The 15,379-nt window shown below is 60.5% G+C and carries 17 protein-coding genes, 2 tRNA genes and 1 riboswitch; of the genes, 9 read left to right on the forward strand and 10 right to left on the reverse strand.

Going from position 1 to position 15,379, the window contains the following annotated elements; all coding sequences use genetic code 11:
* Positions 1-10 precede the first annotated feature (10 nt).
* The 3 genes from QOV41_RS12005 to QOV41_RS12015 all read right to left on the reverse strand — a co-directional run bounded on the left by QOV41_RS12005 (position 11) and on the right by QOV41_RS12015 (position 4,076).
* The gene (locus QOV41_RS12005; protein WP_284576855.1) at positions 11-1,864 is read right to left on the reverse strand and encodes a glycosyltransferase family 2 protein; all 1,854 of its coding nucleotides are present in this window, start codon (positions 1,862-1,864) and stop codon (positions 11-13) included.
* A 26-nt stretch (positions 1,865-1,890) separates the two neighbouring features.
* Positions 1,891-2,868, reverse strand: a complete 978-nt coding sequence (locus QOV41_RS12010) for a carbohydrate-binding domain-containing protein (RefSeq protein WP_284576857.1) — start codon at positions 2,866-2,868, stop codon at positions 1,891-1,893.
* 809 nt (positions 2,869-3,677) lie between these two features.
* Complete coding sequence (locus tag QOV41_RS12015; RefSeq protein ID WP_284576859.1) at positions 3,678-4,076, reverse strand: ArsR/SmtB family transcription factor; 399 nt, start codon at positions 4,074-4,076, stop codon at positions 3,678-3,680.
* Between the two features lie 182 nt (positions 4,077-4,258).
* On the opposite strand from QOV41_RS12015, the gene trhA reads away from it, so the two are divergent.
* Positions 4,259-4,939 carry a PAQR family membrane homeostasis protein TrhA gene (gene trhA / locus QOV41_RS12020; protein ID WP_284576861.1) on the forward strand — a complete coding sequence of 227 codons (681 nt, stop codon included), beginning with the start codon at positions 4,259-4,261 and terminating at the stop codon, positions 4,937-4,939.
* A gap of 6 nt (positions 4,940-4,945) precedes the next feature.
* Here trhA and QOV41_RS12025 read toward each other — a convergent pair whose 3' ends face one another.
* Positions 4,946-5,419, reverse strand: a complete 474-nt coding sequence (locus QOV41_RS12025; protein ID WP_284576863.1) for a DUF192 domain-containing protein — start codon at positions 5,417-5,419, stop codon at positions 4,946-4,948.
* Positions 5,420-5,429: 10 nt separating this feature from the next.
* Complete coding sequence (locus QOV41_RS12030) at positions 5,430-5,978, reverse strand: cold-shock protein (RefSeq protein WP_284581307.1); 549 nt, start codon at positions 5,976-5,978, stop codon at positions 5,430-5,432.
* A gap of 237 nt (positions 5,979-6,215) precedes the next feature.
* Between QOV41_RS12030 and QOV41_RS12035 the strand changes: the two genes are divergently transcribed.
* The 7 genes from QOV41_RS12035 (at position 6,216) to QOV41_RS12065 (ending at position 9,132) form a co-directional block, all read left to right on the forward strand.
* On the forward strand, positions 6,216-6,632 hold the full coding sequence (locus tag QOV41_RS12035; RefSeq protein WP_284576864.1) for a VOC family protein: 417 nt from the start codon (positions 6,216-6,218) through the stop codon (positions 6,630-6,632).
* A gap of 153 nt (positions 6,633-6,785) precedes the next feature.
* Positions 6,786-7,271 carry a YcbK family protein gene (locus tag QOV41_RS12040; RefSeq protein ID WP_284576866.1) on the forward strand — a complete coding sequence of 162 codons (486 nt, stop codon included), beginning with the start codon at positions 6,786-6,788 and terminating at the stop codon, positions 7,269-7,271.
* Between the two features lie 73 nt (positions 7,272-7,344).
* Positions 7,345-7,419: transfer RNA gene (locus QOV41_RS12045), tRNA-Glu, on the forward strand.
* Positions 7,420-7,470: 51 nt separating this feature from the next.
* Positions 7,471-7,545 (forward strand) — tRNA-Glu (locus tag QOV41_RS12050).
* A 181-nt stretch (positions 7,546-7,726) separates the two neighbouring features.
* The gene (locus QOV41_RS12055; protein ID WP_284576868.1) at positions 7,727-7,927 is read left to right on the forward strand and encodes a hypothetical protein; all 201 of its coding nucleotides are present in this window, start codon (positions 7,727-7,729) and stop codon (positions 7,925-7,927) included.
* Positions 7,928-8,078: 151 nt separating this feature from the next.
* Positions 8,079-8,240 (forward strand): hypothetical protein, encoded by a 162-nt coding sequence (locus tag QOV41_RS12060; RefSeq protein ID WP_284576870.1) that lies wholly within the window; start codon positions 8,079-8,081, stop codon positions 8,238-8,240.
* Between the two features lie 286 nt (positions 8,241-8,526).
* Complete coding sequence (locus QOV41_RS12065; protein WP_284576872.1) at positions 8,527-9,132, forward strand: flavodoxin family protein; 606 nt, start codon at positions 8,527-8,529, stop codon at positions 9,130-9,132.
* A 35-nt stretch (positions 9,133-9,167) separates the two neighbouring features.
* Here QOV41_RS12065 and ribH read toward each other — a convergent pair whose 3' ends face one another.
* The 5 genes from ribH to QOV41_RS12090 all read right to left on the reverse strand — a co-directional run bounded on the left by ribH (position 9,168) and on the right by QOV41_RS12090 (position 14,482).
* Entirely contained in the window at positions 9,168-9,620 is a 453-nt protein-coding gene (ribH, locus tag QOV41_RS12070) for a 6,7-dimethyl-8-ribityllumazine synthase (protein ID WP_284576874.1), read from the reverse strand.
* Between the two features lie 9 nt (positions 9,621-9,629).
* Positions 9,630-10,829 (reverse strand): 3,4-dihydroxy-2-butanone-4-phosphate synthase, encoded by a 1,200-nt coding sequence (gene ribB / locus QOV41_RS12075; protein WP_284576876.1) that lies wholly within the window; start codon positions 10,827-10,829, stop codon positions 9,630-9,632.
* Positions 10,805-11,416: a riboflavin synthase gene (locus QOV41_RS12080; protein ID WP_284576877.1), complete on the reverse strand. Its 612-nt coding sequence runs from the start codon at positions 11,414-11,416 to the stop codon at positions 10,805-10,807. The genes ribB and QOV41_RS12080 overlap by 25 nt, the downstream gene beginning before the upstream one ends.
* The gene (gene ribD, locus QOV41_RS12085) at positions 11,397-12,446 is read right to left on the reverse strand and encodes a bifunctional diaminohydroxyphosphoribosylaminopyrimidine deaminase/5-amino-6-(5-phosphoribosylamino)uracil reductase RibD (protein WP_284576879.1); all 1,050 of its coding nucleotides are present in this window, start codon (positions 12,444-12,446) and stop codon (positions 11,397-11,399) included. Before ribD ends, QOV41_RS12080 begins: the two co-directional genes overlap by 20 nt.
* An 81-nt stretch (positions 12,447-12,527) precedes the next feature.
* Positions 12,528-12,675, reverse strand: a riboswitch (FMN riboswitch).
* 142 nt (positions 12,676-12,817) lie between these two features.
* Entirely contained in the window at positions 12,818-14,482 is a 1,665-nt protein-coding gene (locus tag QOV41_RS12090) for an ABC transporter ATP-binding protein (protein WP_284576881.1), read from the reverse strand.
* 146 nt (positions 14,483-14,628) lie between these two features.
* On the opposite strand from QOV41_RS12090, the gene QOV41_RS12095 reads away from it, so the two are divergent.
* Positions 14,629-15,378, forward strand: coding sequence for a glutathione S-transferase (locus tag QOV41_RS12095; protein WP_284576883.1), 750 nt, complete (start codon positions 14,629-14,631; stop codon positions 15,376-15,378).
* Position 15,379 lies beyond the last annotated feature (1 nt).

Raw genomic sequence — 15,379 nt, forward strand, 5'->3', positions numbered from 1 at the left:
ACAGACCAATTCAGACCGCCTCGCCCTGCATCTTGCCCGAGACGATATCGGCTTCGAACTCGGCATCAGGCTGCCAATAGGCTGCCCGGATGATGGGGAGCATCGAAACCGCATTGCTGAGCCCCCAAAGCGTGTTCGCGATCATCGCTCCTAGCGTATAGCCCGGAATTTCGAAGGTGTACGCTCCCCACCCCCAGACAAGCCCGCTCAAGGTCAAAACGACCACTGCCATTTGCCAGCGCACCAAGCGGCCATAGGTGCCGACCTGCCGATCCTTGGGAGTGACCGGGAACGAAATCTTTTGGCGTCGGATGATGGCCCAGAGCGCCTGCAAGTTGAGGGGAAAGGTGGCGAGATACCAAGCGCGCCCTTTGCTGTTGGAATTACCCCACACAGCAACAAGCTTGGACAATTCATTCAGCAGCAGGAAGGGCGAGATGTGGATGAAGAAATCGAGTGTATAGCCGGCAACTGGCACGATGCCGGTGAACAGGAAAACTATCGGTGAGACGATGAAGATCACATTCCAGATCGGTGACAGATAGGAATAGAAGGTGGCCGCATACATGAGCTTCTGCCAGAGCGTCAGGCCCTTGCGGAAGAAGGGGCTGTCGTTGACGAAGATGTCGAGCGTGCCGCCAGCGTATTTGAAGCGCTGCACCGTCCAACTGAGAAGGTCGTTGGGTGAGAGCATGCGGGCCTGAACCACTGGATGGAGTACCGATTTCCAGCCCCGCTCGCGGTCGGAATGCAGGGTCAGGGATGTGTAGATGTCTTCCGAGACATGAAACTTGTAGGGCTGAAACTCCTCATCAAGGGCGCCCTGCCAGCGCATGGCGCTCCGCAGGGTGTCCGAGATTGCCTCTTCCCCTGTGAGACGACGCGCGGCCGCTTCGTTGCGGCCGGCAGCTGCTTCGATCGCATCTGACCATTGGCGCAGGGCCGACTCCATGACCGCCTCGCGCCGGTGGATGGACCCGGCACCGCAGCAGAAACTCGCATTGGCCCAGTTGCGGCGGCGCAGAATGACGTCAAAAAACAATTGCGGATCGTTGGCGAAGGGATCCTCGCCCAGTTGTACCGGCCCGATCAGCCGCTCGATCCCGCGGCCTAGCCATGCACCCGGCTTGCCGAGCCGGCGTTCAAGCTTGGCCGGCAGAGGCACGCCTGGCGGCACGTCGTAGAACCATTGCGGCGTCTGCACCCAGGCCATTTTGGGGTCGCGGAAATAACCCAGCGTCTCCTCCAAGAAGGTCGGAAACGGGATCATGTCGGCATCGCAGATCAGGATAAAGTCGCCGGAGGTAAGGGTCATGGCGTTGCGCAGATTGCCTGCCTTAAACCCCACATTGTCGGTGCGAGTGATGTAGTTGACACCCTCCTCGGCCGCGACGGCCTCCATCGCCGGGCGCTTGCCGTCATCGAGCACATGCACCTTGAGATCGATTGGATAGGGATAGCGGAGTTGCTGGGCGGCGCGCAGCCCCAGGCGAACCAGTTCGGGATCCTCGCTGTAGGTGGCAAAAAAGACGTCGATCGATAGCGGCCGATCCGGCACCTCCGGATCATCGCTGCAATCGCGAACGGTTTCAGGCAGCGCTGGCGGGCGTGGCGACCGAGCCGACCACAGATTGATGGTAAAGAGCACCAGGCCAATGAAGGCGCCAGTTTCGGCCACGAGCAGCGGAATGGAAAACCACAGCGCATCGAAATTGATGGAGAACAGCCAGCGCCAGCCGATGTACCAGGCTCCGAACACCAGGCAGGCCGTGCACAGGAACTGCCACAGCGCCTCATGCAAAGGCGAAAACGGCAGGGGTGTCCAAGGCTTTTGCGCCTCAAAGCGGGAACGGGGGCGGGACAAGGTGACCTCTCGCGTGCAGCCGGACGCTACTCTCCAGGACCCTGAATCGGCTCGCCCGCCAGCACCTTAGCCTTGGCCTGCTCCAACAGCCAGAGCACCTCTTTCGGATCGGTGTTGCTGGAGCGGATGTAGAGCTCGCCATTGGACTGCCAGCCCAGGATCAGCGCCTGTTCGAGCCCAGCGTCCTGACCGTCGCCCAGCAGGCCGGCAACCGGGCCGCTGGATATGGCTTGCGGGCTCCACAATTGCACGTTTACCCGGCGGTTAGCCGCTGGATCGGCGCCGAATTCGGTCGTGCCCTCGGTGGGCACGATGTTGGCCGCAGGGAAATCGGCGCCGCTCTCAAGGAGTTGGTCGAGCACCGCCCCGGCCCGGGCCGCGGTGATCCGGCGATTGGTCACGTCCGAGCCTGTCTCATCGGCATAGCCGGTGATCGTCACCGAGCAGGCGCCGCTGATCGCTTGGCTGGCGAGATTGCCAAGATTGCCGGAGGGGTCGGTTTCGGGGACAAATTCATTGCGGGCAAAGCCGGTGACCTCAGCGCCGGCGGTGCAGGCAGCGGGCGCCCCCTGCCCCTCACGGTCGCTTGCGGCACCCGCTCCGATCCACCCGCCCTCTGGCGCATTGGCGACGGCGGTTTCGTCGCCTGACCATATCTGCACGCCGGCACCAGCGTCGCGCTCGATGGGCTCGCTGCCGCTGGTAAGGATGAAATCTTCAGGCGTGAGGCCCACCGCGCCGACACGCGCGGCCAGAATGCTGAGATTGCGGTCCTGCCCTTCGCCTTCCGAATAATCATTGGTGAGCCGCACGGTGAAATCACCGGCGCCCGCGAGCACTTGGTCGTCCACCTCGAAGCGAAAGGATGTACCTTCCGGCACGGGGTTCTCGACCGTGCCTGTGCCGACCACCTGTCCCCCAATGGCCGCTTCAAAGGCGGGACCGCCCTCGTAGGCCGAGCCGGAGAGGTTGAGCTCGACCTCTGCGCTCAAGGCAGGCGCCATCGCCAGCATTCCTGTGGTTCCAACCAAGACGCAAGACATAAACCGCAGAACCATTGTGACCTCCACTCTCACAAAACTCCAACGTTGCTCGCGCAAATTTGGATGCCCTGATTTAGGGGGACAGCAGCGTAGGGTTGCCGATTCATGGCCAAACAAGGCAGCAGTTTCGATATGCGCTGAGCCGCTCGGGATGGGAGCAATCGACGTAGAAGCTTGCCCGTTTACCAGTCTTAGGTCCGTGAGTTGTGGCTCGGCGCGATGACGTCGATAGTGCGGAACCGCCATGGCTGCAGAGCTGCGCTGGCCTGCAGTTTGGCCCGGAGTATGTCACCAGAAGGAGAGCTCTGCTCGAGCGGAGCGCACGCTGATGCTGATCCAGTTCATCTTGGCACTGATTGCCGGGGCGGCAGCGGGAACTACATATTTCCTGGTGGGACAATGGTGGCTAGCGCGGCATCAGCGCTCGTCGCTACCTAGACCCACACAGTCGAGCAAAGCGCCACAATTGGCGCGAGGGCCAACCGTTGATCGTTTCATTCAGGCGTTCAAGCAAGAGCGCGGAGACAAGAGCTAGCGGGCTAGAGCAGTTCCCACATAAGCCAGCCGATGCCGATGAGCGCAACCCAGCCGGCGAGCGCCAAGACGATGATCAGATAGAAGCGGGGCACCATCGAACCTCCGCGCGATAGCCATGTTTCCCAACGCGCTGAGCTCATACCCTTTCTGGCCTCTCAACAAGATGGGTAAACCACTCGTTAACGACCAGCGGCTCGCTTCACCCTCCGCCGATCCACAGCAAGGTGTTGAATTTAGAAGTCGAAGCCCATTTGCGACTGCGGGTCCGCCTTGATCTCCTTGATCGTCTTGGAAGCCGCTCGCTTTGCCGCCAGTGCTGCTGGCTCGGGCGTGGATGCAATGATGATCTGTGGCGCTGGCACCGGAGTTGCAGGGGTCATGATTTTGTCCAGCCATTGCTGAGCTGGCGTGAGCCGGTTAGGCAGGAGCCGGTAGCGGTTCTCGCGTCCCTTTTTGGTGAGGCCGATCACCTTGGCCGATTTCAGCACCCGCAGATGGCGTGAGATGGCCGGTCGGCTGATCCGGAATTCAGCCGAGAGCACGTGAACGGGTTGTGGCCCCTCTTGCAACATCTCGACGATTTTGCAGCGGGTAGGATCCGCCAAAGCGTTGAACAGGGAAACAGGAGACATGGGCACACTCGTTTGGCTTCTTATGGTAACGCCTTGATTACTCGTCAAGAAGCTGAGAGCGCAGGAAACCGGTTGTACACCACGGACGTTATGCGCGCGATAGGGATGTCGACGTTTTGGTTGTGCCCGCAACACAACCGCCATCTTTCCCTGCCATGCTGTGCGCCAGGAGTTTCGTTGTCTTGCAGAATACCAAATCATACTCGTGGTGGAGCCGAGAGCAGAGGCCATATACCTTCGCCGAGAAGGTAGCTGACAGCATAGTGCACCTGCTGGGGCTGATCGGGGCGGCTGCCGCCGGTTCCATCCTGCTGACGCTCGCCACCACCCAAACCGCACCCGATGCGGTACCGGCGCTGTCGGTTTATGTCGGGACGCTGCTGGCGGTTCTCGGTATTTCCTTTGCCTACAATCTGTGGCCGGTATCCCCGGTCAAAAAGTGGCTCGCCCGCTTCGATCAGGCCGCAATCTTTCTCTTTATTGCCGGCACTTACACTCCGTTCCTTGCGGTGATCGGCGGCACGCCGGTGGGGATGGCCATGACCACCTTCGTTTGGGGCGCGTCCCTCATCGGCGTGGCGCTGAAGCTTATTATTCCCGAGCGGTTCGGACGCCTAGCTATCGCGCTCTACCTCGCCATCGGCTGGAGCGGTGTGCTGGTCTTCCAGTCGCTCGCACAGACGCTGCCTGAAACCACTCTTTGGCTGCTGCTCGCGGGCGGTGTGACTTACTCGTTGGGCATCATCTTCCACCTGTGGGAGAAGTTGAAGTTCCAGAACGCTCTGTGGCACGTTTTCGTGGTGGGCGGCGCCAGCCTTCACCTGTGGGCGGTGATCGACTGCATGGTCATCCACCGGCTCTAGCGACGTCTATTCTGCTGCGTCTACCCGCTCGTGTTCCATCCGGTCGCCAGCCTTGAGGCCGATCTCCAGGGATCGACCACCTGGGATTTCGAGCACAAACTGCACCGGCCCTTCGGAAGGGATCGAGGTGGGGTCCTGCGGGCGCGCATTGACATGGACGTTGCTCACCACGCCGTCCGCGCGGACAAAAATCATGTCGAGCGGGATGAACGTATTTCGCATCCAAAAGGCAACCGGCCGCTCTTCTTTGAAATCGAACAGCATGCCCGCGTTGTCCGCCAGTTCAGTGCGGAACATTAGACCCTGAGCGCGACTTTCGGGCGTATCGACCAGCTCGACATCGAAGACATGTTCACCCGTTTCGGTGTGGAGCACCAAGCGGCTCTCATCGGCATGCGATGCAACCGTCAAAGCGAGCGCGAAACCCGCCACCCCGGCACTGCGCAGCACCGGAGCAAAGAACGAAAGCGACATGGTCATGGAGAGTTTCCTAGTGCGATGAGGGCGCGTCGCCCCATCCATCCGGCCTGATTTCGGCGACCATAAGGCCTTTAGGTCCGTTTCCGTAGCGAACCAGCACGTGTTGCCCCGGCCGCAATTCCGTAATGCCGAAGCGGCGCAGCGTCTCCATGTGCACGAAAACGTCCGGCGACCCTTCCCCTTCGGAGAGAAAGCCGAAGCCCCGAATGCGGTTGAACCACTTCACCTCGAGCCGAACCATGTTGGAGGTTGGCTCAACCACCACATGGGTGCGCGGCGCCGGCATTTGCGCCGGGTGGCGAGCGGTCGACTCATCCATAGAGACGATGCGGAACGCCTGTAGGCCGCCCGGACGGTTGAGCGCCTCGACGACGATACGCGCGCCCTCATAAGCGGTCTGGTAGCCGTCGCGGCGCAGGCAGGTTACGTGCAGCAGAACATCGGGCATGCCATTGTCGGGCACGATGAAACCGAAGCCTTTACCGGCGTCGAACCATTTGATGGAGCCCGAGATTTCAATCGTGTCCAGCTCGCTGCCGGGCGCATCGGCATGGCTCATCACGCCAGCCTCCGCCGCTGCGGTCGCAGGCATTTCGCCATCGCCCCTGAACTTGGCCCCCATGATCCCATCAGCCCTTCGTACTCGCCCCGCCGCCGCGAGGTACTCCCACAAAACCAAATCAGTGTGGCCGATTCAACGGCAAAAGTTAAGAAGGCGTTTCTGTTTTTGTTGGTGTTGCGGGGGAGCGGCAGGGTTGGTACCCCCTACTCCACATGTCAGCCAAGGAGAACGCCCATGAAATACCTGCACACCATGGTTCGGGTCAGCAATGTCGAGGAGAGCCTGCGGTTCTATTGCGAAGGCCTCGGCCTTGAGGAAGTACGCCGCACCGACAACGAAAAAGGCCGCTTCACCCTTATCTTCCTGCGCGCGCCCGGCGACACTGCTGGCGAGGTAGAACTGACCTACAACTGGGATCCGGAGGAATATACCGGCGGGCGCAATTTCGGGCATCTCGCCTACCGCGTCAAAGACATCTACCAGCTCTGCCAGCACCTCATGGACATGGGCGTGACTATTAACCGTCCGCCGCGCGATGGCCATATGGCGTTTGTCCGGTCTCCCGATGGCATCTCGGTCGAGCTGATCCAGGACGGCACGCTGCCGCCGCAGGAGCCTTGGGTGTCCATGCCCAATACCGGTCAGTGGTAAACCACCCCTGATCAGCACCCGGAGCTGACGCGAAAGGTTTCGCTAACCACGAGGGTTAGCCTGAGGTTAGCGAAACCCAGCGTATTTTAGCGACTTCACATGACCTGTTCTTGTTTGTTGCCAAAGCGCAACACCAGGCTTGGGGAAGTTGCGATGAAGTCCACCACCTCCACCATTAGATCCATGGCTGCCATCCTAGGCTGCGTCCTAACCCTGGGAGCCTGCGTGCCCATGGCAATGTTTGCTAGCTCCAACGGCTCGGCCTATTCGGGCAAGCGCACCGACTGGGGCACGTTCGTGTCGTCCAATGAGGTGAATGCTCTCTGCCTGTCGCCCAAGCTGCGCTTCCTGATCTGGGAGTTCGAAGGCCATTTCGGGCGCAAGGTCATCATGAACTCGGGCTATCGTGATACCTATCACAACGGCAAGGCTGGCGGGGCTAGCAATTCTTATCACACCAAGTGCATGGCGGCCGACTTCCACATCCCCGGTGTCGACAAGCGCCAGCTGATCGCCTTTGCGATGCGGACCAGCGCCGTCGGTGGATTGGGCTGTTATCCCGGCCGGCAGTTCATCCATGTGGACGTGCGCGACCGGCCCCGGGGCTACAACCGGCCGGTCACTTTTTCAGGCTGTTGAAAAAATCGCTCTTGATGGCGCAAATGGGTTGCACAAACAAAATCAGCCCTCTATACGACCGTCACGCGCTTAGGCGCCCTTCGTCTATCGGTTAGGACGGCACCCTTTCACGGTGCAGAGAGGGGTTCGATTCCCCTAGGGCGTACCACCCCCCTTGCTGGGGATTGGTGTTCGGTTTAACACTGAGCGCATTGGTTCCGCGCCCATCGTCTAGCGGTCAGGACGACGCCCTCTCACGGCGTAAACAGGGGTTCGATTCCCCTTGGGCGTACCAACCATTTCAAGGGCTGAGCCGAACAGTCCTGTTGGGTTCTCTTTCTGCAGTTATCGAGTTCATTTCCGGCGACTTGAATCTATCCAAGTGCCGAGGTCTCACCCCCCGACTTTCGCCGGTCACTCCGGTGCAATTGGCTCTATGGTGCACTCGGTGCCATGCCGGCGCTGGGGAGCGAGCAATGAAGACCTCGTATCGCGAGATCTATGGCGGGCCCGAAGTTGTGAGCGTAAGGCAAGCCCCGATGCCAGTGCCCGCTGAGGGCGGTGTCGTCGTGCAGGTCCATGCGGCAACGGTGAACCGCACCGACTGTGCGGTGCGTGTGTCGGCTCGGGTCAGAAGGCTGGCAGTGTCCTTCTCAGCTTTGCTGACTAGGCTTTGAGCCATACCGAGCCGCCTTGCGGCTTCGCCATCGGTTACCAGAGTGTTACCGGTCGCCGAATAGACAGCAGCCATTCTCACCAATGATATTTGGTAACGTTCCGGTAACCATACGGGCCCATGATTCTCCTCAGCCACAGAGAGGATCTCAAATGCACGTCGAGCACTATCAGGACGTCCGTCGCGCACGAGCGCCGGAAGACAAGGAACAGAAGGTCGACCCCATGTGGTCTGCCGATGAAGATGAACGGCGTCTTGCCATCTTCAAACGCGCCGCAGCCGGCGCCCGTAAAACGCTCCGGGGCCAGAACTGAGGCAATAGTCTCAGCGCATCGCGCACTCTCAACCAGCAAGCCGCCCAGTCTAACGGGGCGGCTTTGTTCTTTGCTCAGCACCAGATCTTTGGTGCGCCCATCAGCGAACAGGAGCTGCCAGACACATGGAGTGGATCTCGGCGCGCTCCCTCAGTGGAACGGCTTGGCAGCGGGCTGGTTGAGTACCTGACCACCGAATTGGTCGGGCACGTCGCTTCAGGGCAGCGGTTGGGCCGGACACTCGCACCGCTCGTGCTGGGCCAGGTTCGCCACAAGGAGTTATGACATGCCGCTAAGTGCCATTGCACTGAACTGTACCTTGAAGTCGTCGGGCTCGCCGTCTTCTACCGATCTCCTTCTAAGCCAAGTGCTGGAGGCCTTTCGCCAGGAAGGCGTGGAGGGTGAAATCCTCCGAGTTGCCGACTTCGACGTCAAACCAGGTGTGAGTTCGGATGAAGGCAATGGCGACCAGTGGCCACAGCTACGCCGGCGCATTCTCGATAGCGACATCCTGATTGTGGGAACGCCTATTTGGCTCGGGCAGCCCTCCAGCGTCTGCAAGCGGGTGCTGGAGCGCATGGACGCTTTCCTCGGGGAAAAAGATGACGCGGGGCGGCTGGTTTCCTACGGTATCGTGGCCGGCGTGGTCGTGGTGGGCAATGAGGATGGCGCCCACCACGTTTCAGCAGAGCTTTACCAAGCCCTCAACGATGTCGGCTTCACCCTGCCCGCGAATGCAGTGAGCTATTGGGTGGGTGAGGCCATGGGGTCGACGGACTACAACAAGCTGGAAGAGACCCCCGAAATGGTAGCGAGTGCCACCAAAGCGCTGGCGAAAAACGCGACACATCTGGCCCGTTTGCTTGGGAAAAGCCCCTACCCGGAGCAGTAGGTTCTCCCCTCTAAGCAGTTAGTTGCGCCTTGCACTCAAATCGATCGGATGGTCGCCAGCGCCTCGACACAGGCTGCGGCGGCTTCCCGGCCCTTGTTGTGGGCGTCGTCCCGGCTCCTGACGATTGCCTGTTCGTCGGTATAGGTGGTGAGAATGCCGAACGTCAGAGGCACGCCGGTGGCGAGCGAAGCCGACATCAGCCCCATGCTCGCCGCTTCGCTGATGTACTCGAAATGGGCGGTGTCGCCCTTGATGACGCAGCCGAGGCAGATCACTCCATCGAAGCGGCCACTCTGAGCCAGCTTCTGCGCGATTAGCGGGATCTCGAATGCTCCCGGGGCCGAATAAACGTTATCGTCGCCTACCGAGAGGCCCTGTTCAGCAAGATAGGCAATCGCCCCGTTCCGCAAACCGGAGGTGACCTCTTCATTGAAGCGGCTCACGATGATGGCCAGCCGCGTGGTGGCGGTCACAGTGTTGTCAGACATGGCGGAATCCTATTGATGGGTGAAGGTGTGCCCAAACTTCTCGCGCTTGGTGGCGAGATAGGCTTGATTGAATGGATTGGGTGGAATGACGAGCGGCCGCATCTCGCGCACGGAGACACCGAGGTGCTCCAGCGCCGTGGCCTTGGCCGGATTGTTGCTCAAGAGATCGAGTTGCTTGATGCCCAGCGACTGGAGTATTTGCGCCGCCATGCCGTAATCCCGAGCGTCGGGGGCGAAGCCCAGGGTCGTGTTGGCGTCGTAAGTGTCCTGGCCCTTGTCTTGCAGCGCATAGGCCCGGATCTTGTTGGCGAGACCAATACCGCGCCCCTCCTGCCCCCGCAGATAGATGAGGGCGCCGCCCTCGCTCCCAGAAATCAGGCGCATTGCCTCCTGAAGCTGAGGGCCGCAGTCACACCGCAGTGAACCCAGAGCATCGCCGGTCAGACACTCTGAATGCAGCCGAACCAAGGGTATGTCAGGCAATGGGTGCTTGACCACAGCGACGTGCTCGCTGCCATCCAAGATGGACCGGAATGCATGAACCCGCATGGGCTCGTCGGAAAAAACCGTGGGCAGTTCGGCACTACCGACTTCCTCGATCAGCTTCTCGGTGCGCAGCCGATGATCGACAATGTCCCTGATGCTTACCACGGCCAGTCCGTGGCGGAGCGCGAACGCCTCCAGATCCGGCCTGCGGGCCATCTGCCCGTCGTCTCGCATCACCTCGCAGATAACGGCTGAGCGCTGCAGCCCGGCAAGTCGCATGAGATCAATCGAGCCCTCGGTATGCCCGTTACGGACCAGAACACCACCATCCGCACTGCGAAGAGGAAACACATGGCCCGGTGAGACGACGTCCATAGGATTGACGGCGGGATCGGCGGCGACCTGAATGGTTCTGGCCCGGTCATGCGCCGAGATGCCCGTGGTGATGCCGTCGCGCGCTTCGATTGAGATCGTGAACGCGGTGGCCCGGCGGGCACGATTGGCTGATACCATAGGCGGCAAGCCAAGCCGATCCACCTGGGCACCTTCCAGCGCCAGACAGATCAATCCCCTGCCCTGCATGGCCATGAAGTTGATCGCTTCGGGCGTCACATGCTGGGCTGCCAGGATGAGGTCGCCCTCGTTCTCGCGGTCTTCATCGTCCACTAGCACGACCATCTTGCCGGAGCGGAGGTCGGCTAGTGCTTTGGATAGGGCTGACATAGGCGCTCCACATATTTGGCAATGACGTCGACTTCGACGTTGAGGGCGTCACCGACCTCAATGGACTGCAGGTTGGTGTGATCCCAGGTGTGGGGAATTATGGTCACAAAGAGCGACGCTTTGCCGGACACCGCATCGGTGATCCCGTTGACCGTGAGGCTTATGCCATTGAGGGCAATGGAGCCCTTCTCGACGCAGTAGCGCGCCAGCTCCGCTGGAATCTGGAACTCGAGACGACGCGATCCCGCTTCGGGCAAGATCGCGCTCAGAAAGGCTGTGCCATCCACATGGCCTTGCACCAGATGTCCCGAAAGCCGGGTTTCCAGGCGGACGGAGCGCTCCAGGTTGACGAGCTTTCCGGGCGCCAACCGCCCCAAATTGGTTCGATCGATCGTCTCGGGACTGACGAAGAACGTCGCCATCCCTTCTGACGCGAACGCGGTCACGGTCAAGCAGACGCCGTTGACCGCGACGCTCTCCCCCAGCTCTAGATCAGGATAGCCGGTCTCAAGCTGCAGCACGAGGCTTCCGCCTTGGCGCTCTATGGTTGTGACACGTCCCAGTTTCTCAATTATGCCCGAGAACATCGTGGTCCTTTTCCGTTAGCTCATGCAGTGCGCCGTCGCGCGGATGAATGGTGATGCGGTCTTCTGATCCGGAGGATCCGCCCTGCTCGATGAGAATGAGCTCGTCCCAAAGCGAACTCTTGAGCACCTCGGCGGTTAGGCGTGGACCCGCCTCGACTAGCACCTCCAGTGCTCCCTCCTCGGCAAAGCGGCGGAAGGCTGCGGGCAACGCGTCCTCGATCGACACGCTGAAGCCGCGCTCTCGGGCCGCATTGAGGTAAGCGGCAGGAACGCGCCTTTCTCGGTCAAAGATCGCCAGCAGTCGATGCTTGTGGAGGACGTCCGGCACGTGCCGAACGGTAAACTCCGGATTGTCAGCGAGTATGGTGCCCGAACCCGTCGCGATCACATCCGCCCGCCGGCGCAGGTGATGGGCAAAGGTCAAGGAGCGCGGTGAGGTGAAGGTCTTCTGTCCTGCAGGGGGTATCATGCTGCCATCTGGCCGCACCGCCCGTTTGACCGTCACCCAGGGCAAGCCGGTGCGGATGCGCTTATGAAATGGCGCGATAAGCCGCTCTGCCACTGGCAAGAGCTCGGCTCGGCGCGGATGCTGGAGATCGGCAAGGTAATGCACCTCCAGCCCTGCGTCCCGCAGGCGCTCGCCCCCAGAACCTACCACGCTGTCATTGGGATCTTGGCTGCCGATCCAGACGGCGCGCGCTGGGGTGGAGAGAATTGCATCGGTGCAAGGCGGTGTGCGCCCGGTGTGATTGCAAGGCTCGAGCGTCACCACGACGGTATGGATGCGCTCGACCAACCCTGCTTGGCGACAGAGGCTAATGGCAAGGGCTTCGGCGTGTCGCTCGCCAGCTTTCTGGTGGGCCGCGATGGCAAGTTCGTTTCCCTGCGCATCGAGTAAGACGCAGCCCACGGGAGGATTGGGTGCCGTGGCGCCTTCGAACGCCTTGGCAGCTTCGATTGCCCGCGCAAAAGCGCGCGCTAATATGGCGCCGCTCAGGGAAAGGTTGGGATCTGTCTGGTTTCGCCCCATGTTCGTCCTCATCTAGGTGACGAACTCAGGGCCAATGACAGGAAAAGCGCCCCTCCGAAACGAAGGGTCGCCGCTCACGTCATCTGTTCTCTTCCATCCGGACTATACCGTCGGCCTCGGAATTGAACCGAGTCTGCTGACCTCTCCATCAGGAGAGCGCTCGCGGGCTGATGCGCCAAATGGCACAAACACCGCCGGTGGGGAATTGCACCCCGCCCTGAGAACGTACCCGATCGACATGATCGGGCAGCCGCATGTAGGCCTAGAGGTGGCAGGATGCAAGTCGGTTCAGTTCCGCCGCAGAACTAACGTGATCGTTGGTTCGAGGGAACTGCGCTACTGGACTATGCTACTCGCGCAATTTTACTCCCCTACTTCCGCTGCAGCCCAATTCTGACGACCTTGTCGTCGGGTGCGATGACACTGAGACGGTGGGTGATCGCTATAATGGTGACTTCATCCCTGATGAGCCGCAATTGGTCCATGATGGACTTTTCCGACTCGGCGTCGAGCGCTGAATTGGCTTCATCCAGCAGCACGATAGCGGGGTCGCCATAGAGCGCGCGAGCAATGGCGATGCGCTGGCGTTCGCCACCGGAGAGCTTCAGGCCTCGCTCGCCGACGATGGTGTCAAAACCAGCATCCAAGCCTTCGATGAAGTCGAGGATTGCTGCCCGTTTGGCGGCGCGTTGGAGGCGGGCCGTGTCGAACGCGCGGCCCAGAACGATGTTGGTCGCCAGCGTATCATTCAACAGCACAATGTCCTGCGGCACCGCAGCCACCTGGGCAAACCAATCCGAGCGGGAGACCGCATCGAGATCAGTGCGGTCGACCGTAATGGTCCCGCTCGCCGGCGGCATGGCTTTCAAGAGCAACTTGAACAGAGTGGACTTGCCGGCGCCCGTGTCGCCCGTGATGTAGGTGATGGTGCCGCGCTGGGCGGTGAAGCTGGTTGGGGAAAGGCCGCGGCCATTGGGGTAAACGAACGAGACCTCGGTGAACGCGACAACGCCCTCGGTGAGGGCGAAGGGATGGCGGCTCGTCGGTTCCACATGAGCCTCTGCCTGCCACATCCGGGCGAAAGGAAGGAAGTTCGAGTAGGACTGGGCCAACTGCTGGATGGCCTGCCCCATCATCTGGAAGGGCATGTTGAGTTGGAGAAGGAGCGTGTTGAACAAGACAAGATCCCCCACCGTCAACTCGCCGGACGTGACGCGCGGAACCAGCAGCCAGAGGGTGATGGCGAACTGTGCGGTGAGCGCCAGGCCGAAAACAGATGCATATTTCACCTGGGTCGTCGCGTACCGCCCGAAGGCCTCGAGCACCGATCGCTCACGACTTGTGAACTGGCCAATCATCCACTGGTCTGACTGAAACTGACGCAGCGTTTCCATTGAGGATATGGCGTTGCCGATGAAGCGTGAGCTTGCCTGGGATTGCTCGATGGCTTCGTCGAGATGCGGCCGGGTCACCGAAGTCGCATGGGTAACGAGCGCCACGTACACCACGCCATAGGCAAATACGATAAGCGCGATGTCGAAGTTCAGCACGGTCCCGAGCAGGCCAAGAGCCAGGACAAGCTGTGCGACGCTGGGAAGGATCGCCGCGAGGGCAAACTGCACCACTATGTTGAGAGCGCTTGCACCCTTGTGCTGGGCACTTTCGATCTCAGCCGGGTTATGATCGAGAAAAAAGGTCGAGGTCTTCTCCACCAGTCTCGCGAAGAACGAGGTGGACGTGACGAAGTTCAGGCTCTCCGACGTCATGAATGTCAGAAAGCTGGACATCCGCTGAAAGGCGTAGGCAGCTCCCATGAGGACTGCGTAGACCATGAAGCCCCAGACAAGACCGCTGACCATTGTCGCGGAATTGAGCTGGTCGATCAGCCGCGAGAAGAGATAGGGAGCGCCGATACTGGTGAGCGTGCCAACCATGGTGGTGACAAGCACTGCGAGCAACGCCAGCCGAGCGGTCTTGAGGTACTTTGCGAGAATGGTGCGAAGTGGCGGCGAGATCAGAGCCAGGTCGATTTTCACGGTCACTTCCTCTCGCCGCGAGGTCTCGAAGCGTAGTCGATTCGGGAACTGCGCCAAGAAAATTGTGTGACTGGATGTAGATAGCGCCCAGAGGCGGACATCTTCGAAAGCCTGGCTCTTTGAGCCGCTGCAACGAACCCATCGCCATGACCCGCGTTGCCCTCACTGGCAACGGCACGTTCGGGAGACAAGAATTGGCCGATTATGAGCTTCTGTATTGGTCCGTCCCTTTTCGTGGACAGTTCGTACGAGCTGTCCTGGCATTTGCCGGCACGACTTGGACCGAGGGCGGAGATCAAAAAATCGCTGATCTGATGGAGGGGCCAATTGCGGACATGCCTGTGCCCTTCATGGGACCGCCCGTGCTGATCGATCGAAAAGCCGATTTCGCCATCGCGGAAATGCCGGCCATTATCCTGTATCTCGGCGAAGCGCTGGAGCTCCTCCCCGACACTCCGCAGCTGCGGGCAATGACCATGAAAATCGTCAATGATGCAAACGACGTCATTGACGAAATCACCCTCAACGGGGGCCAACAGATGTGGACGGAAGAGCGCTGGCGGGAGTACGTACCGCGCCTCAAGAAATGGATGAGCCTCTGGGAAGAGACTGGCCGGCGGTATGGACTTGAAGCCGATGCCGGCCACATCCTAGGCGGCAGCACGCCGGGCATAGCCGATGTGATTACCGCCACCCTATGGACCACAATGACCGAGCGCTTCAGTTCGGTTCGTGCGGTCTTTGAGGAAATGGCGCCCATGACGGCAGCCCTGTGCAGGAGGATATCGTCTCTGCCGTCACTCGCCGCCTTGGCAGATGACGCGCGCCGTGACTACGGAACGGCTTATGCCGGCGGGCAAATTGGTGCTTCCATGGCTAAGGTGCTGAACGGCTGAA

Origin of the sequence: Devosia sp. RR2S18, assembly GCF_030177755.1 — a bacterium.
Lineage (GTDB): Bacteria > Pseudomonadota > Alphaproteobacteria > Rhizobiales > Devosiaceae > Devosia > Devosia rhizosphaerae.